Source organism: Allobosea sp. WAO (genome assembly GCF_001509835.1).
Classification (GTDB): domain Bacteria; phylum Pseudomonadota; class Alphaproteobacteria; order Rhizobiales; family Beijerinckiaceae; genus Allobosea.
This window is the reverse complement of sequence record NZ_JXTJ01000018.1, coordinates 131,243-153,144: the sequence shown is the minus strand read 5'-3', so window position 1 is coordinate 153,144 and position 21,902 is coordinate 131,243. Positions and strand designations below refer to the sequence as shown.

Sequence of the window (21,902 nt, the reverse complement as noted above, 5' to 3'; positions counted from 1 at the left end):
CGGGCTTCCCGCCGCTGAGAACACCGGCATCGACGAAAAGGCTGGAGCATGGCTACAGCGAATACGCCTCCCGCTCCCGCCAGCGCTCTGGACAGACCGGGAGCCTTCAAGCGCCTCTATCTCTGGACCCTGTCGCTAGCCGCACGACCGGCCGCCCAGTTTTGGCTTGCCCTCGTCGCCTTCGTCGAGAGTTCCTTCTTCCTGATCCCAGCCGATGTCCTGTTCGTGCCAATGGCGCTGGCCAACCCGCGAAAGGCCTATCGCTACGCCGTGATCGCAACCGCGTTCTCGACACTTGGCGGCATCGCCGGCTACGCGCTCGGCTACTTCGCCTTCGATGCACTCGCCCGGCCGGTCCTCGCTTTTTACGGCAAACTCGCCGCCTTCGAGGCTCTGCGTGCCTGCGCCGGCCCCGACACCACGCTGCTACTGCTGACCACCTCCGGCCTCGCCCATCTGCCGCCGATCAAGGTGGTGACGATCCTCGCCGGCGCCGTGCAGGTCGGGCTCGGCTTCTTCGTGATCTCATGCGTGCTGGCGCGCGGCGCCCGCTTCTTCGCCCTCGCCTTCCTGCTGCGCCGCCATGGCCCGGCGATCCGCCATTTCATCGAGCGGCGCCTCAAGCTCATCGCCTTCGGCGGCGCCTCCCTGGCGATCCTGCTCTATTTCGGCCTCAAGCTGCTGACAGGCTCTGGCCAACTCCTTTCCTGCTGAGCGACCCATGACCACTGCGCCTCTCGCCCAAGCCTTCGCAAATCCACGCCGCGTCATCGCCCTGATCGGGCTTGCCAGCCTCGCACTGATCGCCGGCGCCTGGTTCTTCGAGCTCGTCGTGCTGTTGCGGCCCTGCAAGCTCTGCCTCGAACAGCGCGTCCCGCATTACGCCGCGATCGGGCTTGCCGCCGTCGCGCTGCTTCTCGCCCGCTCGCGCCGCGCCCAGCTCGTCGCCCTTGCCGCCCTCGCTTTGCTGATGGCCTGGAGCACAGGGCTCGGCATCTACCATTCCGGCGTCGAATGGGGCTGGTTCGCCGGCCCGAACGATTGCGGCGGCGCCCCCGCCCCGCTGGCCGCCGGCATGCAGGACTTCATGAAACAGCTGCAGACGACCCGCGTCATCTCCTGCACCGAGGCCGCCTGGCGCTTCCTCGGTCTCTCGCTCGCCGGCTGGAACGCACTGGCATCGGCAGGGCTGCTGATCGCAGCGCTGCTCGGATTGAAGAGTGCCATGAGAGTGGCTGGCGGTTCGCCAGCGTGAGCCGATTGGCGTGACCGCCGAGAACCGGCGCGCAGCGGACCTATGTCCGTGAGCGCCGGAAGCGCAGCAAGTCGCGCTAGACGGCCGCGCCAGTAGAATTTGCGGGCTGGCTCAGGGCTCGAGTTCGGAATCCCAGTAGAGATAGTCGAGCCAGCTATCGTGCAGATAGTTCGGCGGGAAGAGCTTGCCGTTGCGGTGCAGGTCGTTGATCGACGGCGCGAACGGCTTCTGCATCGGAATCATCCCGACGGCTGTCGGCATCTTGTCGCCCTTGCGCAGATTGCAGGGCGAGCAGGCCGCGACAACGTTTTCCCAGGTCGTCATGCCGCCCTTTGAGCGCGGAATCACATGGTCGAAGGTCAGCTCATCGCGCCCGAGGCAGTACTGGCAGGCGAAACGGTCGCGCAGGAAAACGTTGAAGCGGGTGAAGGCGGGGGTACGGGAGGGCTTGATGTAGGTCTTGAGCGAGACCACCGAGGGCAGCTTCATGTTGAAGCTCGGACTGCGCACCACGGTATCGTATTCGGAGACGATGTTGACCCGGTCCATGAAGACCGCCTTGATCGCGTCCTGCCAGCTCCACAACGACAGGGGGTAGTAGCTCAGCGGCCTGAAATCCGCGTTGAGCACCAAAGCCGGACAGCCGTCCGGCGAAGCCATCGGATGCATCACATGCGCCGTCACCCGTATCGCGCCTCCGCTTAATCGAGCCGGACGAATCCCGTAGCCCGACAATGTAAGCGCGAGACGACAGGATTGTGAAGCGTCCGTTAAGAAGCAGGTGCGCAAGCGCCGTCATTCCCGCGGCCAACTTGGCGCGCTGGCGGAAATGACGGCGTCAAATAGGTGATGTCGGGAAGCGCCGCCCGGGAGTGCCCGGGCAGGTCGCGCGAATCAGCGGGTCGGGACCGGCTTCTCGCCGCGATAATCGTAGAAGCCGCGCTTGGTCTTGCGACCGAGCCAACCGGCCTCGACATACTTCACCAGCAGCGGGCAGGGCCTGTACTTCGAATCCGCCAACCCGTCATGGAGCACCTGCATCACGGATAGGCAGGTGTCGAGGCCGATGAAATCGGCGAGCTGGAGCGGGCCCATCGGATGGTTGGCGCCGAGCCGCATCGCGGTGTCGATCGCCTCGACCGAGCCGACGCCCTCATAGAGCGTATAGACGGCCTCGTTGATCATCGGCAGCAGGATGCGGTTGACGATGAAGGCCGGAAAATCCTCGGAAACCGAAGCGGTCTTGTGCAGCCGGGCGACGAAGTCCTTGGCGAGCTCGAAAGTATGGTCGTCGGTCGCGATGCCGCGGATCAGCTCGACGAGCTGCATCAGCGGCACGGGATTCATGAAATGGATGCCGATGAAGCGCTCCGGACGATCCGTCGCCGCCGCGAGACGGGTAATCGAGATCGAAGAGGTATTGGAGGCGAGCAGCGCGTCCGGCCGCAGATAGGGGCAGACCGAGGTGAAGATCTTGCGCTTGATCTCCTCGCTCTCGGTCGCCGCCTCGATCACCAGATCGCAGGCACCCAGGCCTTCGAGAGACGGCGCCGCCGCAATCCGCGACATGGCGTCGCGGCGGATCTCATCGGCGATGGCGCCCTTCGAGACCTGCCGGGCCATGTTGCCGTCGATCGTCGCCAGCGCCGCCTTGATGCGGTCCTCGGCGATGTCGTGCAGCTTGACCTCGAACCCGGCGACCGACGCCACATGGGCGATGCCGTTGCCCATCTGCCCGGCACCGATGATGCCGATCGTCCTGATCTCTTGGTCCATTTGACGCTTCTGTTTCCCGGTGGCTGGAGCCGGATACCTTCAAGGGAACGCACCGCGTTTGCCCCTCAAGGCTGCATCCATCTCCCAACGTGACGTTAGAGCGGAATGCGAAAAACCGGCCCCCGACTTTTTCGCATTCCGCTCTGGCACGGGCCGCAGCACTGCGGCCCGTGGTGGTTCAGCTTACTTGCCGATCTTGGCGAGCTCGGCCTCGAGCTCCGGCATGATCGTGAAGAGATCGCCGACCAGGCCGTAATCGGCGACCTGGAAGATCGGCGCCTCCTCGTCCTTGTTGATCGCGACGATCACCTTGGAGTCCTTCATGCCGGCGAGATGCTGGATCGCGCCGGAAATGCCGACAGCGACATAGAGATCGGGCGCCACCACCTTGCCGGTCTGGCCGACCTGCCAGTCGTTCGGGGCGTAGCCGGCATCGACCGCAGCGCGCGAGGCGCCCATGGCGGCGCCGAGCTTGTCGGCGACCGGCTCGATCACCTTGCCGAAATTCTCCGCCGAGGCGAGCGCGCGCCCGCCGGAGACGATGATCTTGGCCGAGGCGAGTTCCGGACGGTCGGACTTGGCGACCTCCTCGCCCTTGAAGCTCGAAATGCCGGTGTCGGCCACCGCCGCGACGCTCTCGATCGGCGCGGTCGCCGAACCGTCGCCGGCCGCCTGGAAGGAGGCGCCGCGCACGGTGATGACCTTCTTGGCATCGCCCGACTGTACGGTCTGGATGGCGTTTCCGGCATAGATCGGCCGCTCGAAGGTATCGGCAGATACGACCTTGGTCACCTCCGAGATCTGCATCACGTCGAGCAGGGCGGCGACGCGCGGCATCACGTTCTTGCCGGTCGTGGTGCCCGGCGCGACCAGCGCGTCATAGGCGCCGGCGAGCGAGACGATCAGCGCCGCCAGCGGCTCCGCAAGGCGGTGCTCGTAGGATGCGTCCTCGGCGTGCAGCACCTTCTCGACACCGTCGAGCTTGGCCGCGGCCTCGGCGACGGCCTTGGCGTTGTGGCCGGCGACCAGGACATGCACGGGGGCGCCGAGCGCCTTGGCGGCGGTCAGGGCCTTGCAGGTCGCTTCGTTGAGGGTCTTGTTGTCGTGCTTGGCGAGCAGCAGCGTCGTCATGGTTCAGAGCACTCCCGCTTCGTTCTTCAGCTTGGAGACAAGTTCGGCGGCCGAGGAGACCTTGACGCCGGCCGAGCGGCTCGGCGGCTCGGCGGTCTTCAGCACGGTCAGGCGCGGCGCGACATCGATGCCGAGCGCTTCCGCCGTGGTCTCGTCGAGCGGCTTCTTCTTCGCCTTCATGATGTTCGGCAGCGAAGCGTAGCGCGGCTCGTTCAGGCGCAGATCGGTGGTCACGATCGCCGGCAGCTTCAACCCGACGGTCTGCAGGCCGCCATCGACCTCGCGGGTGACGTCGATCGAGCCATCGCCGACCACGACCTTCGAGGCGAAGGTGCCCTGCGGCCAGCCGAGCAGCGCCGCCAGCATCTGGCCGGTCTGGTTGGCGTCGTCGTCGATCGCCTGCTTGCCGAGGATGACGAGCTCGGGCGTCTCCTGCTCGACGACCTTCTTCAGGATCTTGGCGACGGCGAGCGGTTCGACCGTGCCATCGACCTTGACCAGGATGCCGCGGTCGGCGCCCATGGCGAGGCCGGTGCGGATCGTCTCCGCCGCCTGCGCCGGGCCGATCGAGACAACGACCACCTCGGTCGCCTTGCCGGCTTCCTTCAGCCGCAGCGCCTCTTCGACCGCGATCTCGTCGAAGGGGTTCATCGACATCTTCACATTGGCCAGCTCGACGCCCGAGCCGTCCGCCTTCACGCGGATCTTCACGTTGTAGTCGACAACCCGCTTGACGGGGACGAGGATCTTCATGGGCGCTTCACCGTTCGGGAAAGAAGGACCGTGAACCGGTGCCGAACGAAATCGCGGCAGTTCGGCATCGCGGCCCGCGACTGGAATGCGCGGGGACCGTAGCGACGGGCATTTGCCGTTGTCAACGGCGTGAAGGTCGCGCCAGGCTCATGCCGGACGCCCGAACAGCGGCTGACCGCGCCGGATCATGAGCGGCGTCAGCGCCGCGCCGGCGCCGAGCCCGCCGAGATGCGCCCACCAGCCGACCGCCCCCTGCTGGTCGAACAGCGCCGAAACTAGCTGGAACAGGATCCAGGCGCCGAGCGCGTACATCGCCGGAATGTGGATCGGAATCCATTTGAAGGCGAGCCCCCAGACGCGCACGCGCGGGTAGAGCATCAGATAGGAGGCGATCACGCCCGAGATCGCGCCGGAAGCGCCGACCAGCGGCTGCTCCGATTCCGGATTCATCAACGCATGCAGCAGCGCCCCGGCCGTGCCGCAAAGCATGAAGAAAACGAGGAAGCGCAGATGGCCCATCGCGTCCTCGACATTGTCGCCGAAGACCCAGAGGAACAGCATGTTGCCGACGAGATGAGCGAAGCTGGCATGCAGCAGGATGCCGGTGATCAGCGTCAGCCAGGGCGGTGCCTTGAGCAGTTCCGGCGGCAGTTGCGCCTCGCCGAACAGAACGGCGGGGATCGTGCCGAAACCGGCGAGGACCGCGATCTCGCTCGCCTCGCTGGTCCAGTGCATCAGCACGACCCGCAGCAGGACGCAGATCGCGATCAGCGCATAGGTGACATAGGCGACGCGGATGAAACGCATCGGCACGCCATCATGCAGCGGCACGAACATCGGTTCAGCGGTTCTGCCCGGGCGTCCAGAGCACGTCGCCCCCGGCCCTGGCGTTGAGATAGCGGGAGGCGACGAAGAGGAAGTCGGAGAGCCGGTTGATGAACTTCAGCGCCGGCTTCGCCACGCTCTCGCCCTCGATACCGGCGAGCTCGACCATCAGCCGCTCCGCCCGCCGGCTGACGGTGCGCGCGAGATGCAGATGGGCGGCGGCCGGTGTGCCGCCAGGCAGCACGAAGGAGCGCAGCGTGCCGAGTCCCTTGTTCAGCGTGTCGATCTCGGCCTCGAGCCGGTCGACCTGCGCCTGCACGATGCGCAGCGGTTCCCATTCCAGCTTCTCGCCGGTATCGGGCGAGGCGAGTTCGGCACCGAGGTCGAACAGATCGTTCTGGATGCGGCCCAGCATCGCATCGACCGTCGCATCCTCGGAGGCGCAGTGCAGCCGCGCCATGCCGATGCAGGCATTTGTCTCGTCGGTGGTGCCATAGGCGGCGATGCGCAGGTCGAATTTCGGCCGGCGAGCCCCGGTGGCGAGCGCCGTGGTGCCGTCGTCGCCCGTGCGCGTGTAGATGCGGTTGAGAATGACCATGGCAGCTTTATAGCGCGCCGCCGCGCCGGCGGAAGGGGAGGTTTCGCTCGGTCATGACGAACCGGCTCAGCCGAGCCGCAGCGGCAGCAGCCCCGGCTCCTTCAGCGTCTCCAGCGCGATCTCGGAGCGCACCCGGGCGACGCTCTCATGCGGCAGCAGGACCTCATTCACCAGTCGAGACAGCTCCTTGAGATCGCCGACCGCGACTTTCAGCATGTAGTCGGCCTCGCCGGTCAGGGCATGGGCCTCGAGCACGGCCGGGGTGAGCTTCACCAGATCGCGGAAGCGCCGGGCATTGTCGCGCGAATGGGTGTTCAGCGCGACATGGATGAAGACGGTGACGGACAGCCCGATCGCCTCCGGGTCGATCAGGGCGCGATAGCCGCGCACTACCCCATCCTGCTCCAGCCGCTGGCGCCGACGCGAGACCTGGCTCGCCGACAGGCCGATCCTCTCGGCCAGCGCGCCATTGGTCAGCGAGGCGTCCTGCTGCAGCGCTTCGAGCAGGCGCCAGTCGAAAGCATCCAGGGCGGTCATTCTGTGAGCGATTCCATTGTTTGATGCACGTTCCATGCAAATGAAGCGCTCGGTCGGTCGATTTTGCAAGATCATCGCTACTGCGATGCGCGACCATGCACCATCCAGATCGACCCAGGAGGAGGATGCCATGGGCCCGTTTCCGCACGACACCGCCCCACCCGCGATTTCCGACGCCAATCCGATGGGCACGGACGGCTTCGAGTTCGTCGAATACGCCCACCCGGAGCCGGAGAAGCTCGGGGCGCTGTTCGAGACGATGGGCTTCACCAAGGTCGCGAAGCACCGCTCCAAGAAGGTGACGCTCTACCGCCAGGGCGACGTCAATTTCGTCGTCAATGCCGAGCCTGATTCTTTCGCCCAGGGCTTTGCCGCCGCGCACGGCCCCTGCGCCTGCGCCATGGCCTTCCGGGTCGTCGACGCCAGGCACGCCTTCGAGCGCGCCGTCGCGCTCGGCGCCGAGCCCTATGAAACCAGGGTCGGCCCCGGCGAACTGCAGATTCCGGCGGTCAAGGGCATCGGCGGCTCGCTGCTCTATTTCGTCGAGCGCTATCGCGAGAAGGGCTCGATCTGGGATGTCGACTTCGAATGGCTCGGCGAGCGCGACCCGCACCCCGAGCAGGCCGGCATGTATTATCTCGACCATCTCACCCACAACGTCATGCGCGGCCGCATGGACCATTGGGCCGACTGGTACGGAAAACTCTTCAATTTCCGCGAAATCCGCTTCTTCAACATCGAGGGCAAGCTGACCGGGCTGATCTCGCGCGCCCTGACCTCGCCCTGCGGCAAGATCCGCATCCCGATCAACGAATCCCTCGACGACAAGAGCCAGATCGAGGAGTACCTGCGCCAGTACAAGGGCGAGGGCATCCAGCATGTCGCGCTCGGCGCCCGCGACATCTATGCCAGCGTCGAGCAATTGCGCGCCAACGGCCTGCCCTTCATGCCCTCCCCGCCCGCGACCTATTACGAGAAGGTCGATGGCCGCGTGCCAAACCATGGCGAGCCGGTCGAGCGGCTGAAGGCCAACGGCATCCTGATCGACGGCGAGGGCGCGGTCGCACTCGGCGAGAAGGCCGGCCGGATGAGCAAGGTGCTGCTGCAGATCTTCTCGGCCACCGTGGTCGGGCCGATCTTCTTCGAGTTCATCCAGCGCAAGGGCGATGACGGCTTCGGCGAAGGCAATTTCCGTGCCCTGTTCGAGTCGATCGAGGAGGATCAGATCCGCCGCGGCGTGCTGAAGCCGCAGGCGGCGGAATAGACCGCGTTCCCATCATGGTCGGGCTTGTCCCGACCATCCACGTCTTCGCGTCGCCGACCCGATGCGACGTTCAGGACATGGATGCTCGCCGCAAGCGCGGGCATGACGGCGGAGGTCATCAGTCAGGCTGCGAGCTTCGGCGCCGTCATCGCCTCGCGCAGGGCCTGCGCGAAATGTCGTGCGGCGAGGCCGGCTCCCGGCGCGATCACCAGCCCGACCGAAAGCTCGAACAGCGCCGGCAGCCCGTCGGCCGGCGCCAGCCGCCGCAGCCCGGCCGGTATGGCGCTTTCGGTGATGGCAGTGACGCAAAGGCCCGCCTCCACCGCCGAGAGCAGGCCGGCCATATGCGAGGAGGAGAACACCAGCCGGTGCGGCCGCTCGGCCGCCTCGAGCGCCGCCAGGATGCGCGGGCGCGCCCGGCAGCCCTCGTTGAACAGGCCGAGCGGCAAGGTCTCCTCGAGCTCCGGCCGATGGCCGCGCGCCGCGACCCAGACCAGCGGCTCGCGCCTGAGGCGCTCGCCCTTGGGCCGACCCGGATCCTGCGTGATCACTGCAAGGTCGAGCTCACCGGCCGCGACCGCCGGCTCGATCCGCTTCGAAAGCTCGCAATGCACCTCGAGCTCGACACGCGGATGCTCGGCCGAGAAGCGCATGATCAGCGGGCGCAGATAGGCATCGACATAATCGTCGGGCACGCCGATGCGCAGGCGTCCCGAAGCCTTGTCGCCGGCAAGCTCGGCCCGCGCCTCGCATTCGACCGCGAGCAGGCGGCGCGCATGGGCGAGCAGCCGCTCGCCCGCCTCGGTCGGCGCGACGCCGCGGCGCGACCGCTCCAGCAGCTGCCGGCCGAGCGTCGCCTCGAGGTCCTGGATGCGCCCGGAGATTGCTGATTGCGTGCGCCCGAGCCTTTGCCCGGCCGCGGTGAAGCCGCCGGTTTCGGCGACGGCGACCAGCATGGCGAGCGCATCGAGATCGAGATGGGTGGACATGTCCGCGCTCCATCGGAAACGCCAATAGATAAATCAGAATAATCCGTTTTTCCGATTGTCGGAAGCGGCCTATAGCGGCAGGCATCAACACAGCCCTTCTCGTGAGCAGCCGCGGCGCCGCTGCTCACGAGAAGGGCTTGCATGCAGCGACCGAAAGCCGCCCGATGTCCGCCCCCGGCCTCAGCCTTTCCGACCGCCCGGCCTCGCCGGCGTTCGGCATGTTCCTCGTCCTGATGCTGGGCGCGACCTGCATCGGCTTCTCCGGCATCTTCGTGCGCTTCGCCGATGTCGGCCCCGCGGCCGCGGGCTTCTGGCGCATGCTCTTCGCCCTGCCGGTGCTCGGTGCCTGGATGGCGCTGGAGGGCCGCCGCGCCGGAACCGCGGGTGTCAGGTCAGGCGCACTCCTCCCGATCACGCTCGCCGGCATCGCCTTCGGCGTCGACGTCATCCTCTATAACGGCTCGCTGCTGCACACGACCATCGCCAACGCCTCGCTGCTCGGCAATCTCTCGCCGGTCGGCGTGATCCTCGGCGGCTGGCTGATCTTCGGCGAGCGTCCGACGCGGCGCATCCTCGGCGCCCTGCTCCTGGCGCTCGGTGGCGCCGGCATGCTGGTGCTGCCCAAATTCAGCGGCGCGCCCGCTGCCGGCTCCCTGCTCGGCGACACGCTCGCCATCGGCGCCGCCTTCTCCTATGCCGCCTATATCCTCGCCGTCCGTCGCGCCCGCAACCGCGCCGATGCCGGCCGCATCGGCCTGATCTCGACCGCGATCTGCGCCGTCTTCTGCTTCGCCGCCGCGCTCGGCCTCGGCGAGACCATCCTGCCGCAGACGCTGACCGGCTGGCTCGCCGTCGCCGCACTCGGCTTGGTCTCGCATGCCCTGGGCCAGGGCCTGATCACGCTGGCGCTCGGCCATTACGGGGCCAATGCGACCTCACTCGTGATGGTCTGGCCCTCGCTGGTCTCGGTGCTCGCGGCCTGGGCGATCTTCGCCGAGCAGCCGTCGCCGGCCCAGGCCTTCGGCGGCGTCGCGATCCTGGCTGCCGTGCTGATGGTCCGGAAGGGCTGAGGCCGGCTTCGCCCGGCTCGCTTCACGATTTCATCCACGAGCGATCCAAACGGCTCCTCCGGCGTTTAGCCGGCAGGAGGAGCTGTCATGGAACGACATCCGATGGCGAAAGCCTGCGTCGCAGCCGCCCTGCTGCTTCTGGCCAGCCCGGGCGCAGCCCAGACCGAGGCCGGCAATGGCGAAGCGGACTTCCTCAATGCGCTCGAAGGCCGCTTCAGCGGCGACGGCACGCTGCAGAGCGCCGGCGGCAGCAGCCGTTCGCTGAGCTGCGAGTTCAAGGGCGACCAGCAGGGTTTGCGGCTCAGCCTCGACGGCAGTTGCCGCACCGCCGCCATCTTCAGCGCGACGATCAGGATCGAGCTGCGGCACGATCCCAAGACCGGGCGCTATGCCGGCACTTTCCGGGAGAGCACCGGAACCGTCGCCGATCTCGGCGGCAGGCGGCAGGGCGAGCGGCTGACACCCGCCTTCAACGAGACTGCCGAGAGCGTGCGGCCGAACCCGCCGGCGACCCTGACGATCACCCGCCGGCAGGATGGCATCGGCCTGACGCTGCGGGGCAGCAAGCCGGGGCAGGGCCAGAATCTCGACCTGGCCTTGCGCGAGGACTGACGCGCAAAAAGGGCCCGCCCGAAGGCAGGCCCTTGGTTTTCTCTCACTCCGCCGCCAGTCGCGGCGGGGTGAGCTTTCCGGTCATCGCCTTGGCGCTGGCTTCGCCCGGCGTCTGCTCGGGATCATGGATCGGCTCCCAGGTCGATTCATCCTCGGCCTTGCTGAAGAAGCGGCCGAAAGCCCAGGCCAGAAGGCGCCCGAGATCGTCCATCACCGTGTAGAAGGACGGCACGAAGACGAGGCTGAGCACGGTCGAGACAATCAGGCCGCCGATCACCGCGATCGCCATGGGCGAGCGGAACTCGCCGCCATCGCCGACGCCATAGGCGGAGGGCAGCATGCCGGCCGCCATGGCGATCGTCGTCATCACGATCGGCCGCGCCCGCTTGCGGCCGGCCTCGATCAGCGCCGTCATCCGGTCCTTGCCGCGCCCGACTTCCTCGACCGCGAAATCGACCAGCATGATCGCGTTCTTGGTGACGATGCCCATCAGCATCAGCAGGCCGATATAGACCGGCATCGAGACCGGATTGTTGGTCGCGAGCAGTGCGATCACCACGCCGCCGAAGGAAAGCGGCAGCGAGAGCAGGATGGTGATCGGCTGGAAGACCGAGCCGAACAGCAGGATCAGCACCGCGAGCACCAGCATCAGGCCGGTGGTCATCGCGGTGATGAAGCCCTGCACGACCTCGCCCTGGATCTCGGCATCGCCGGTCGCGGCGATCCGCACGCCCTCGGGCAGGCCGACCTCCGCGACGATCTTGTTGAAGGTCTCCTGCGCCGTGCCGAGCTCGAGGCCGCGCTTCAGATCGGCGCCGATCGCGGCCCGGCGGACGCGGTCATAGCGGTCGATCGAGGACGGACCCTCGCCGAAGCCGATCTCGGCGACCGCCGTGAGCGGCACCGAGACGCCGTTGACATTGGTGACGCGCAGCGCCGCGATGTTGCGGATGTCGGTGCGCGCCTGCTCGTCGAGCTGGACGCGGATCGGCACCAGCCGGTCGCCGGCGTTGAACTTGGCGAGATTGGCGCCGATGTCGCCGATGGTCGCGACCCGGATCGCCTCCGAGATCGCCTCCGGCGTGACGCCGAGATTGGCGGCCTGTTCGAGCTTCGGCGTGACCCGCATCTCCGGCCGGCTCAGCGAGCCGGCGGTGGCGACGTTGAGATAGCCGTCGACCTTGCGCATGCGCGCCTCGATCCGCGCCACCGCCTCATCGAGCGCATCTCCGTCCTTTGAGAGGATCGAGAAGGCCATTTCGCGTTCGCCGCGCTCGTTGACATACCAGGCGCGGACATCGGGCACCGAGGCGAGCTTCTCGGCGATCGTGACCTTCAGCTCCTTCTGCGGGATCGAGCGCTCGGCCTTCGGCTGCAGCATGATGAAGACCGCGGCACGGCGGACTTCGCGCTGGCCGGTCGGCGACGCTCCGCCGAGCACGAATACGCGGGTCACCTCGGGGATCTCGCGCAGCTTGTCGACGATCTTGTCGCTGGTGATGCGGGTGTCCTCCAGCGTCGAGCCAGGCGGCAGCTCGACTGATGCAACGACGCGCGCGGTATCCTCCTCCGGGATGAAGCCGGTTGGCAGCAGCGCGGTCGCCTGGATCGAGCCCCAGAGGAAGATGAAGCCGATCACCAGCGTCAGGTAGCGGATCTTCAGCGTCGCCTTGAGCAGCCCGACATAGCCGCGCATCACGAACCCGTCCTTGGGCTCCTGATGGTCCACCGGACGCATAAGATAGGCCGCCATCATCGGCGTGATCAGTCGCGCCACCAGCAGCGAGAACAGTACCGCGACCGCGACCGTGAGCCCGAACTGCCTGAAGTACTGCCCGGCAACGCCGCCCATGAACGAGACCGGCGCGAAGATCGCGACGATGGTCAAGGTGATCGCGATGACCGCGAGACCGATCTCGTCGGCCGCCTCCATCGCGGCGCGATAGGGCGATTTGCCCATCTTCATGTGGCGGACGATGTTCTCGATCTCGACGATGGCGTCGTCGACCAGGATGCCGGTCACCAGCGTGATACCGAGCAGGCTGACGAGATTGAGCGAGAAGCCCATCATCTCCATCGCCCAGAAGGTCGGTATCGCCGAAAGCGGCAGCGCCACTGCGGTGATCAGCGTCGCACGCCAGTTGCGCAGGAACAGGAAGACGACGAGTACGGCCAGCGCCGCGCCCTCCAGCAGCGTCTCCATCGCCGCCTTATAGTTGCCATGGGTGTAGGCGACCGCATCGTCGATCGGCTTCAGCGCGATATCGGGATAGCGCTTGTTGAGCTCGTCGATCTTGGCGACGACGACGTCCTTGACCGAGAGCTCGCTTGAGCCCTTCGAGCGGAAAACCGCGAAGGAGACCACCGGCTGCTTGTCGAGCCGCCCGAAGGCACGCGGCTCCGAGTTCGAATCCTCGACGCGCCCGAGCTCCTTCAGGCGGACCTCGCGCCCACCCGTGAGCTGGATCTTGCTCTCGGCGAGCTCGGCGACGGTCTTGGCGCTGGCGAGCGTGCGGATCGCCTGCTCCTGGCCGCCGACCTCGCCGCGCCCGCCAGCGAGGTCGACATTGGTCGCGCGGATCTGGCGGTTGACCTCGCCCGCCGTGGTGCCGAGCGCCAGCAGCCTGTCGGGATCGAGCGAGATCCTGATCTCGCGATCGACGCCGCCATAGCGCTCGACCCGGCCAACGCCCTTCAGCCCCTGCAATTCGCGCGCAACGACGTCGTCGACATGCCAGGAAAGCTGCTCCAGCGTCATGCCGGCGGAGGCCGCGCCATAGGTCAGGATCGACTGGCCCTCGACGTCGATGCGCTGGATCACCGGCTCGTCGATCTGCCGCGGCAGATCGGCCCTGACCTTGGCGATCGCATCCTTGACGTCGTTGACGGCCCGGTCGGTATTGGTCTCCAGCCGGAACTCGATGAGCGTGGTCGAGGCGCCGTCTGTCAGCGTCGACATCACATGCTTGACGCCGGTGATGTTGGCGACCGCGTCCTCGACGCGCTTGCTGACCTGGCTTTCGAGCTCGGCCGGCGCTGCGCCGGACTGCGTCACCGTCACAGAGACCAGCGGCACGTCGATGTTCGGGAAGCGCGTCACCGGCAGCTTCGAGAACGAGAGCAGGCCGAGCACGCAGAGAACGACGAAAAGCAGGATCGACGGAACCGGCTTGCGGATCGACCAGGCTGAGAAGTTGAAGTTCATCGCCGGCCCCGTCAGTTCGTCGTGACTGGGGTGATGACGTCACCATCGCGCACGAAGGTGCCGGCACGGGCAACCACGCTCTCGCCCTCGGCGAGGCCGGAGACGATCTCGGCGCGCCCATCGCCAATCAGGCCGAGCTCAACCTTTTTGGTGGCGACCTTGCCGTCCTTGACCGCCTGCACGGTCGCGCCGGCGCGCGTATAGGTGATCGCCGAAAGCGGTAGGATCACATTGTTCTTGCGCCCGGTCTCGATCACCCCGCGGGCGAAGGAGCCGATCGCCACCGGCGGATTGCCCTTGAGCGCAATGCGCACCCGCCCGAGCCGCGACGCCTTGTCGACCTCCGGCGCGATTAGGCGGATCTCGCCTTCCAGCGCCTGCGTTGCGCCGGCCGGCGTCACTGCCACCTTTTGCCCGAGCTTCAGGCTGGGAAGCTCGACTTCGGCGACTTCCGCCTCGAGTTCGACGGCACCGTCCGCGATGACCTTGAAGAGCGGCTCAGCCGCGGCCATCGTCGCCATCGCCCCGAGACGGGCATTGCGCCGGCTGACGATGCCGGCCTTCGGCGTCTTGATCTCGGTGCGCGCCAGCTTGACGTCGATGTCCTTTCCCTGGGCTTTCGCCAAAGCGAGGTCGGCGGTCATGATCGCAAGGTTCTGCTTGGCCGAGTTCAGCCGCGCCTGTGCCGCCCGGGCGGCCGTGGCCCGCAGATCATAGGTCTCGACGCTGGCATTGCCGGTGTCGCGCAGCGATTTCGTCCGGTCGAAGGCGTTGTTGGCCTGCACCAGATTGGCTTCCGCCTCGACGATCTGCGCCTTGGCCTGGTCGACGCCGGCCTCGGCACGCTGGATCTGGGCATCGTTCTGGCTGCGCTGCACCTCGAGCGTAGTGCGCGAAAGCCGCGCCAGCACCTGGCCGGCGACGACGCGCTCGCCCTCCTCCGCCAGCAGCTCGGTGATCACGAAGCCGTCGATCTCGGGCGCCACCATGATCTCGTCGCGCGCGATCATCGAGCCGGAGACGACGACGCTCTGGACGATCTCGCCACGCTTGGCCGAGGTCACGGTGATCGCCGGGCCGGCGCTCGGCTGCTGAACGGCAGCGGCGGCCGTCCCCTGCGCCAGACCGGCCGCGGGCAAGCCGGCGAGAGCGAGGAGCGACAGGGCGACGAGGGTCTTGTGGGAGGTAGACATGGGTGAGGCTCTTTGCGCGTTCATGGTTGCTCGTCCGCGGCCGGCGGCAGCAGCATCACCGCTGCCAGCCCGCGCATCGCGGCGAAAAGGGTCTCGGCGCCGGCCACGGCGTCGAAATCGGGATCGACGGCACGACGGCAGAAGAAGCCGTCGGCCATCATGAAGATCGCCTGCAGGAAGCGCGCTTGATCGAGATTGACAGGTAGCTCGCCATTCTCGCGGGCGATCGCGACCGCGGCAGTCAACCCCTGCTCGACCGTGCCGTCGATGCCGGCGCACATCTGAGCCATCTCGGGATTGCGGGCCGCCTCCGCCCAGATCTGCAGGGCGATGATCGCCTTCTCGCGCGGCTTGCCGACGAGATGGAACCGGCCGAGCTCTTCGAGTTGGTCGAGCAGGCCGCCCTTCGCCGGATCGAGACCGGCGAAATCGGCAGCGATCTCGCTGCGGTCGCGCTCGGCAATGCCTTCTACGATCGCGTTCTTCGACGGAAAATAGCGATAGAGATTGCCGGGACTCATCCCGGCCTCAACAGCGACATCGTTCATTGTCGCGGCATGGAACCCGGAGCGCGCGAAGACCTGCTCCGCCGCATCGAGGATGCGGATATGGCGATCCGAAAGGCCGCGTTCGGCCTGATGCTGGTCTGCTGCGTGCGACAAGGCTCGGCCAAACAATGAGAATGAATGTTCATTCTCATTGCCTGAAGCCGGCTCTGCTGTCAACGCGGAATACGGCCACTGGTTGCATTCCTGGTAAATGGGTTCACCAGATTGCATGAAGTATGCGCAATGCGGTGCGCTGCCATACGCCACGGGCCCGATAATCCGCTTGCCGAGCGCAGCCCCTGCCCGCATTCTCCGGTGCGAGCAGGCACGCCAGATGTTCCGGGGGCGCAACCGACCGCCGCGATGAACGACCAGTCCTTCCGTTTTCCATACCGGCGCCGGCTTCGCACGCGCCTCGACCCTCTGCCTCCGCCGCGGAAACCCGTGCTGATCGTGCTGCATCAGGAGCATTCGACGGCCGGTCGCGTCGGCCGCCTACTGGCGGAACGCGGATATGCGCTCGATATTCGCAAGCCGCGCTTCGGTGACCCGCTGCCCCAGACCATGCAGGAGCATGCCGGCGCGGTGATCTTCGGCGGCCCGATGAGCGCCAACGACCCCGACGATTTCGTCAAGGCCGAGATCGACTGGATCGGGGTCTGCCTCAAGGAAAAGGCACCCTTTCTCGGCATCTGCCTGGGAGCCCAGATGCTGACCCGGCATCTCGGCGGCACAGTCTACACCCATCCACAGGGCCGCGCCGAGGTCGGATATTACCGGCTCGGCCAGACCGAAGCTGGCAGGAGCCACGCCGAGGCCGCCGGCTTCGCCTGGCCGGACACCGTCTATCAATGGCATCGCGAAGGCTTCAACTGCCCGACCGGCGCCGAATGCCTCGCCACCGGCGGCGACTTCCCGGTGCAGGCGATCCGCGCCGGCGAGAGCGCCTATGGCATCCAGTTCCACCCGGAGGTGACGCCGGCGATGATGTGTCGCTGGTCGGTGCGCGGGCATGAGCGCACGCTGATGCCCGGAGCGCAGCTGCGCCAGCAGCATCTCGACGGCTGGTATCAGTACGATCCGGCCGTCCGCAGCTGGCTCGACGCCTTCCTCGATCACTGGCTGAAGCAGCCGGCAACCAGCACAGGCCCGACCGCGTGAGCCGCACCATCCTCGTCCTCGGCGCCGGCATTGTCGGCGTCTCCTGCGCGCTCGCCCTGCAACAGCGCGGCTTCGCCGTCACCCTGCTCGACCGGCGCGAGCCCGGCCGCGAGACCTCCTATGGCAATGCCGGCGTGATCGGCCGCTCCTCGCTGGTGCCGCTGAACAATCCCGGGCTCTACGCCAAGCTGCCGGGTTATCTCGGCAACCGCCACCCGGCCCTGCATCTCGACTGGCGGCGCGCGCTCACCAGTCCCGGCTGGATGCTGCGCTTCCTCTGGGAAGGGCGTGCCTCGCAGGCCGCGGCCCGGATCGCGGCGATGGACGGGCTGACCGCGACGGCGGTCACGCGCCACCGCGCCCTGATGCGAGAGGCCGGCATCACCCATCGCCTGCGCGAGACCGGCACGCTCAAGCTCTGGCGCAGCGACGCCGGCCTCGCGTCGGCCCGCGCTGAGCAGGATCTGCTGAAGGCCCACGGCGTCGAATCCGAGATTCTCGACCGGCAGGGCATCTCGGCGCTCGAGCCGTCGCTGAACCCGATCTTTCCGACCGGGCTTTTCATTGCCGCAAATGGCTCGGTCGACTCGCCCGGCGCCGTCACCGCCGGCTACGCCGCCCTGTTCGTCGCCCGCGGCGGCACCCTGATTCAGGAGGAGGTCGGCTCTCTGCGCCGGGAGGGCGCGCTCTGGCGGGTCCAGACGGTGCAGCGCCTGTATGAAGCCAGCGACGTCGTGATCGCGCTCGGCCCCTGGAGCGCCGACCTGCTGCGCCCGCTCGGGCTAGATCCGAAGCTCGATGTCGAGCGCGGCTATCACCGCCATTTCGCGCCGGGCGACGGCGCCCGCCTTAGCCGCCCAGTCTACGATGTCGACGCGGCCTATTTCATGACGCCGATGGAGGAAGGCTACCGCGTCACCAGCGGCGTCGATCTCAGCCTCCGCGACGCGCCCGACCAGCTCCGCCAGATCGAGAGCGTCACGCAAAGCGCACGCGAGGCCTTCCCGCTCGGCGGCATGCTCGGCAAAACCTGGCGCGGAGCCCGGCCGACCCTGCCGGATTCATTGCCGATGATCGGCGCCGCGCCCCGGCATCAGGGGCTCTGGCTTGCCTTCGGCAACCAGCATCTCGGCTTCTCGACAGGCCCGATGACCGGCGAATTGCTGGCCGCGCTGTTCTGCGGCGAGACGCCGCCGATCGACCCGAGGCCCTACGCGCCGGGGCGGTATCTTTGACCTGATACGGAAAAGGACTCAGCGAAAATTCGCCAGCGCGAGTCGGCCGGCGTGATTGGCGAGAACCGGAGCGCAGCGGACTTCTGTCCGTGAGCACCGGAAGCGCAGCCAGTCGCGTAGGCCGGCCGCGCTCGCGGATTTTCGGCCCTCAGACCTGGCGGGCCACCATCATCTTCTTGACCTCGGCGATCGCCTTGGCGGGGTTCAGCCCCTTCGGGCAGGCATTGGCGCAGTTCATGATGGTGTGGCAGCGATAGAGCCGGAACGGATCCTCGAGATCATCGAGGCGCTCGCCGGTGGCCTCATCGCGCGAGTCGATCAGCCAGCGATAGGCCTGCAGCAGCGCGGCCGGGCCGAGATAGCGGTCGCCATTCCACCAATAGCTCGGGCACGAGGTCGAGCAGCAGGCGCAGAGGATGCACTCATAGAGCCCGTCGAGCTTCTCGCGGTCGTCCTTGGCCTGCGACCATTCCTTCTCCGGCGCCGGCGTCGTCGTCTTGAGCCAGGGCTCGATCGAGGCGTGCTGGGCGTAGAAGCGGGTGAGGTCCGGGACGAGGTCCTTGACCACCGGCATGTGCGGCAGCGGGTAGATCGCGACCTTGCCCTTCGATCCGCACTCATCGATGCCGGTGGTGCAGGCGAGCCCGTTCTTGCCGTCCATGTTCATGGCGCAGGAACCGCAGATGCCCTCGCGGCAGGAGCGCCGGAAGGTCAGCGTCGGGTCGACCTTGTTCTTGATCCAGATCAGCGCGTCGAGGACCATCGGCCCGCAATCCTCGCGATCGACATAATAGGTGTCGGTACGCGGATTGGCGGTGTCGTCGGGATTCCAGCGGTAGACCTTGAACTCGGTGACCTTCTTGGCGCCGGCCGGCTTCGGCCAGGCCTTGCCCTCGGTCAGGCGGGAGTTCTGAGGAAGATTGAATTCGGCCATCGTTCAGATCGTCCTCAATACACCCGCGCCTTGGGCTTGATGTACTCGATGTCGTTCGAGAGCGTGTAGGTGTGCACCGGACGGTCGTCGAGCGTGACGGTGCGCTTCTCGTCGTCGACCCAGGCGAGCGTGTGCTTCATCCAGTCCTTGTCGTCGCGGTTCGGATAGTCCTCGCGGGCATGGGCGCCGCGGCTTTCCGGACGGTTCAGGGCCGAATCCATGGTCACCACGGCCTGGGTGATCAGGTTCTCGAACTCCAGCGTCTCGATCAGGTCCGAGTTCCAGATCAGCGAGCGGTCGGTCACGGCGATGTCGGTGATGCCGCCCCAGACCTCGTGGATCAGCTTGTGGCCCTCTTCCAGCGTCTCGCCGGTGCGATAGACCGCGCAGTTGTTCTGCATGGTCCGCTGCATGCGGTCGCGCAGATCGGCGGTCGAGGTCCCGCCCTTGGCATTGCGGTACTTGTCGAGGCGCGTGAGCGACAGATCGGCCGAGTTCTTCTGCAGCTCCGGCTGCTTCTCGCCGGCCTTGACCGTCTCGGCGCAGCGCAGCCCGGCCGCGCGACCGAAGACAACGAGGTCGATCAGCGAGTTCGAGCCGAGGCGGTTGGCGCCGTGGACGGAGACGCACGCGGCCTCGCCGATGGCCATCAGGCCCGGCACCACCGCATCCGGATCGCCGCCGACCTTGGTCAACACCTCGCCATGGAAGTTCGTGGGAATGCCGCCCATGTTGTAGTGCACCGTCGGCAGCACCGGGATCGGCTCGCGGGTCACGTCGACGCCGGCGAAGATTTTGGCGCTTTCCGAGATGCCGGGAAGGCGCTCGTGCAGGATCTTCGGGTCGAGATGGTCGAGATGCAGGTAGATATGGTCCTTGTTCTTGCCGACGCCGCGCCCGCCACGGATCTCCATGGTCATCGAGCGTGAGACGACGTCGCGCGAGGCGAGGTCCTTGGCCGAGGGGGCATAGCGCTCCATGAAGCGCTCGCCCTCGGAATTGGTGAGGTAGCCGCCCTCGCCGCGCGCGCCCTCGGTGATCAGGCAGCCCGAGCCGTAGATGCCGGTCGGGTGGAACTGCACGAACTCCATGTCCTGCAGCGGCAGGCCGGCGCGCAGCACCATGCCGCCGCCGTCGCCGGTGCAGGTATGGGCCGAGGTCGCCGAGAAATAGGCGCGGCCATAGCCGCCGGTCGCCAGGATGGTCTGCTGCGAGCGGAAGCGGTGCAGCGTGCCGTCATCGAGCTTGAGCGCGATCACGCCGCGGCAATGGCCGTCATCGTCCATGATCAGGTCGATGGCGAAGTACTCGATGAAGAACTCGGTGTTGTAGCGCAGCGCTTGGCCATAGAGCGTGTGCAGCATGGCGTGGCCGGTGCGGTCGGCGGCGGCGCAGGTGCGCTGCGCCGGCGGGCCCTCGCCGAATTCGGTGGTCATGCCGCCGAAGGGGCGCTGGTAGATCTTGCCGCTCTCGGTGCGCGAGAAGGGCACGCCCCAGTGCTCGAGCTCGTAGACGGCGGCCGGCGCGTTGCGGACGAGGTACTCGATCGCATCCTGGTCGCCGAGCCAGTCCGACCCCTTGACGGTGTCGTACATGTGCCACTGCCAGGTGTCTTTGCCCATATTGCCGAGCGAGGCGGCGACGCCGCCCTGGGCCGCGACGGTGTGCGAGCGCGTCGGGAAGACCTTGCTGATGCAGGCGGTGCGCAGGCCGGCCTGCGAGCAGCCGACGGTGGCACGCAGGCCCGCACCGCCGGCGCCGACGACGACGACGTCGAAGCTATGGTCGGTGATGGGATAGGCCTGGCCGGTATAGGCCGGCCGCGAGGGGCCACGGGTGAGCGCCATGGTTCAGCCTCCGAAAGAGAGCTTGAGCAATGCGAAGGCGCAGGCGGCGCCGACCGCGATCGCGAAGAAGGTGTTGGCCATCACGGCCAGGATCTTCAGGCCCTCGCTGTGGATGTAGTCCTCGATGATGACCTGCATGCCGAGGCGCATGTGCACCGCGCCCGAGACCACGAAGAGCAGCATCAGGATCGCCACCAGCGGGTTCGCCAACGTCGCGACCGCGGCCGGATAGGGCTTGCCGATCAGCGAGATCACGACGAGCAGGAAGGCGACCGTGAGGAGAACGTTGGCGACGGCGGTGACGCGCTGCAGCCAGAAATGCCCGGTGCCGGACTTGGCCGAGCCGAGGCCGCGGACGCGGGCGAGCGGGGTGCGCATCGACGATTTGGAGAGCATCGGCGTTTCCTCAGCGCACGGCGTAGGCGACGATCCAGACCAGCAGGGTCAGGATGCCGGAGACCAGGCCGCTGAACTTGGCGAGGTTCATCCGGGTCTGCGGGTCGTAGCCATGACCCATGTCCCAGATGAAATGGCGCAGGCCACCGACCATGTGGTGGAGCAGGACGAAGGTGTAGCCGAACAGCACGAGGCGGCCGAGCACCGAGCCGGCGATCGCCTGCGCCGTATCGTAGGCTGCCGGGCCGGAAGCGGCCGCGATGAGCCAGAGCGCGACCAGCAGCGTGCCGCCATAGAGCGCCGCCCCGGTGGCGCGATGGGCGACGGACATCGCCATCGTCCAGGACCAGCGATAGATTTGCAGATGCGGCGAAAGCGGCCGCGCCGCCGGTTTGACCTCGGCCAAGTTGATGACTCCCGAACCTTCGAGCTCGCAGGCGAACGATCTCTTGGTATCGTTCTAGAGTGTATGGCTCTCTAACGAAACCCGATCTCTGCTGCAATGCGATAGCGTCAAGGCCAGGTTACAGAAATGCATTTCTGTAACTTCAGGCCGTCGGCACCCCCTTCCGC

The 21,902-nt window shown here is 67.0% G+C and carries 22 protein-coding genes; 7 read left to right on the top strand and 15 right to left on the bottom strand.

What is annotated here, in order from left to right; all coding sequences use genetic code 11:
- Positions 1 to 48 precede the first annotated feature (48 nt).
- Positions 49 to 714, top strand: coding sequence for a YqaA family protein (locus DK26_RS26585; RefSeq protein WP_066479339.1), 666 nt, complete (start codon positions 49 to 51; stop codon positions 712 to 714).
- 7 nt (positions 715 to 721) lie between these two features.
- Positions 722 to 1,255: a disulfide bond formation protein B gene (locus DK26_RS26580; protein ID WP_066479337.1), complete on the top strand. Its 534-nt coding sequence runs from the start codon at positions 722 to 724 to the stop codon at positions 1,253 to 1,255.
- 111 nt (positions 1,256 to 1,366) lie between these two features.
- Here DK26_RS26580 and DK26_RS26575 read toward each other — a convergent pair whose 3' ends face one another.
- The 7 genes from DK26_RS26575 to DK26_RS26545 form a co-directional block, all read right to left on the bottom strand.
- Complete coding sequence (locus tag DK26_RS26575) at positions 1,367 to 1,924, bottom strand: HNH endonuclease (RefSeq protein ID WP_066479631.1); 558 nt, start codon at positions 1,922 to 1,924, stop codon at positions 1,367 to 1,369.
- Between the two features lie 225 nt (positions 1,925 to 2,149).
- Positions 2,150 to 3,031 (bottom strand): 3-hydroxybutyryl-CoA dehydrogenase, encoded by an 882-nt coding sequence (locus tag DK26_RS26570; RefSeq protein ID WP_066479335.1) that lies wholly within the window; start codon positions 3,029 to 3,031, stop codon positions 2,150 to 2,152.
- 183 nt (positions 3,032 to 3,214) lie between these two features.
- Positions 3,215 to 4,162 carry an FAD-binding protein gene (locus DK26_RS26565; protein ID WP_066479333.1) on the bottom strand — a complete coding sequence of 316 codons (948 nt, stop codon included), beginning with the start codon at positions 4,160 to 4,162 and terminating at the stop codon, positions 3,215 to 3,217.
- Between the two features lie 3 nt (positions 4,163 to 4,165).
- Positions 4,166 to 4,915, bottom strand: coding sequence for an electron transfer flavoprotein subunit beta/FixA family protein (locus tag DK26_RS26560; protein WP_066479331.1), 750 nt, complete (start codon positions 4,913 to 4,915; stop codon positions 4,166 to 4,168).
- 147 nt (positions 4,916 to 5,062) lie between these two features.
- Positions 5,063 to 5,752, bottom strand: coding sequence for a rhomboid family intramembrane serine protease (locus DK26_RS26555; RefSeq protein WP_066479329.1), 690 nt, complete (start codon positions 5,750 to 5,752; stop codon positions 5,063 to 5,065).
- A gap of 4 nt (positions 5,753 to 5,756) precedes the next feature.
- Positions 5,757 to 6,338, bottom strand: coding sequence for a cob(I)yrinic acid a,c-diamide adenosyltransferase (locus tag DK26_RS26550; RefSeq protein WP_066479327.1), 582 nt, complete (start codon positions 6,336 to 6,338; stop codon positions 5,757 to 5,759).
- 66 nt (positions 6,339 to 6,404) lie between these two features.
- Complete coding sequence (locus DK26_RS26545) at positions 6,405 to 6,875, bottom strand: Lrp/AsnC family transcriptional regulator (RefSeq protein ID WP_066479324.1); 471 nt, start codon at positions 6,873 to 6,875, stop codon at positions 6,405 to 6,407.
- Positions 6,876 to 7,005: 130 nt separating this feature from the next.
- Between DK26_RS26545 and hppD the strand changes: the two genes are divergently transcribed.
- On the top strand, positions 7,006 to 8,139 hold the full coding sequence (gene hppD / locus DK26_RS26540) for a 4-hydroxyphenylpyruvate dioxygenase (protein WP_066479322.1): 1,134 nt from the start codon (positions 7,006 to 7,008) through the stop codon (positions 8,137 to 8,139).
- Positions 8,140 to 8,261: 122 nt separating this feature from the next.
- Here the strand turns inward: hppD and DK26_RS26535 are convergent, their stop codons facing one another.
- Positions 8,262 to 9,128, bottom strand: coding sequence for a LysR substrate-binding domain-containing protein (locus DK26_RS26535; RefSeq protein ID WP_066479320.1), 867 nt, complete (start codon positions 9,126 to 9,128; stop codon positions 8,262 to 8,264).
- Positions 9,129 to 9,292: 164 nt separating this feature from the next.
- On the opposite strand from DK26_RS26535, the gene DK26_RS26530 reads away from it, so the two are divergent.
- On the top strand, positions 9,293 to 10,198 hold the full coding sequence (locus DK26_RS26530) for a DMT family transporter (protein ID WP_157089864.1): 906 nt from the start codon (positions 9,293 to 9,295) through the stop codon (positions 10,196 to 10,198).
- Positions 10,199 to 10,285: 87 nt separating this feature from the next.
- Entirely contained in the window at positions 10,286 to 10,810 is a 525-nt protein-coding gene (locus tag DK26_RS26525) for a hypothetical protein (RefSeq protein WP_157089863.1), read from the top strand.
- A 43-nt stretch (positions 10,811 to 10,853) separates the two neighbouring features.
- Here the strand turns inward: DK26_RS26525 and DK26_RS26520 are convergent, their stop codons facing one another.
- From DK26_RS26520 to DK26_RS29795, 3 genes are read right to left on the bottom strand one after another with little or no spacing between them, the layout of a single operon-like run.
- A complete protein-coding gene (locus DK26_RS26520; RefSeq protein ID WP_066479312.1) occupies positions 10,854 to 14,015 on the bottom strand; it encodes an efflux RND transporter permease subunit in 3,162 nt (1,053 codons plus the stop codon).
- A gap of 11 nt (positions 14,016 to 14,026) precedes the next feature.
- Complete coding sequence (locus DK26_RS26515) at positions 14,027 to 15,208, bottom strand: efflux RND transporter periplasmic adaptor subunit (protein WP_066479310.1); 1,182 nt, start codon at positions 15,206 to 15,208, stop codon at positions 14,027 to 14,029.
- Between the two features lie 20 nt (positions 15,209 to 15,228).
- Positions 15,229 to 16,218: a TetR/AcrR family transcriptional regulator gene (locus DK26_RS29795; RefSeq protein ID WP_248310114.1), complete on the bottom strand. Its 990-nt coding sequence runs from the start codon at positions 16,216 to 16,218 to the stop codon at positions 15,229 to 15,231.
- On the opposite strand from DK26_RS29795, the gene DK26_RS26505 reads away from it, so the two are divergent.
- Together DK26_RS26505 and DK26_RS26500 are read left to right on the top strand one after the other, a co-directional pair.
- Positions 16,180 to 16,917, top strand: coding sequence for a glutamine amidotransferase (locus DK26_RS26505; protein WP_066479629.1), 738 nt, complete (start codon positions 16,180 to 16,182; stop codon positions 16,915 to 16,917). The two genes, DK26_RS29795 and DK26_RS26505, sit on opposite strands and share 39 nt — an antisense overlap.
- Positions 16,914 to 18,152, top strand: a complete 1,239-nt coding sequence (locus DK26_RS26500) for an FAD-dependent oxidoreductase (RefSeq protein WP_066479302.1) — start codon at positions 16,914 to 16,916, stop codon at positions 18,150 to 18,152. Before DK26_RS26505 ends, DK26_RS26500 begins: the two co-directional genes overlap by 4 nt.
- Positions 18,153 to 18,300: 148 nt before the next feature.
- Here the strand turns inward: DK26_RS26500 and DK26_RS26495 are convergent, their stop codons facing one another.
- From DK26_RS26495 to sdhC, 4 genes are read right to left on the bottom strand one after another with little or no spacing between them, the layout of a single operon-like run.
- The gene (locus DK26_RS26495; protein WP_066479300.1) at positions 18,301 to 19,086 is read right to left on the bottom strand and encodes a succinate dehydrogenase iron-sulfur subunit; all 786 of its coding nucleotides are present in this window, start codon (positions 19,084 to 19,086) and stop codon (positions 18,301 to 18,303) included.
- Positions 19,087 to 19,100: 14 nt separating this feature from the next.
- A complete protein-coding gene (gene sdhA, locus DK26_RS26490) occupies positions 19,101 to 20,933 on the bottom strand; it encodes a succinate dehydrogenase flavoprotein subunit (RefSeq protein ID WP_066479298.1) in 1,833 nt (610 codons plus the stop codon).
- 3 nt (positions 20,934 to 20,936) lie between these two features.
- Positions 20,937 to 21,329, bottom strand: a complete 393-nt coding sequence (sdhD, locus tag DK26_RS26485; protein ID WP_066479296.1) for a succinate dehydrogenase, hydrophobic membrane anchor protein — start codon at positions 21,327 to 21,329, stop codon at positions 20,937 to 20,939.
- Positions 21,330 to 21,339: 10 nt separating this feature from the next.
- Positions 21,340 to 21,735, bottom strand: a complete 396-nt coding sequence (gene sdhC / locus DK26_RS26480) for a succinate dehydrogenase, cytochrome b556 subunit (protein WP_066479294.1) — start codon at positions 21,733 to 21,735, stop codon at positions 21,340 to 21,342.
- Positions 21,736 to 21,902: the final 167 nt, after the last annotated feature.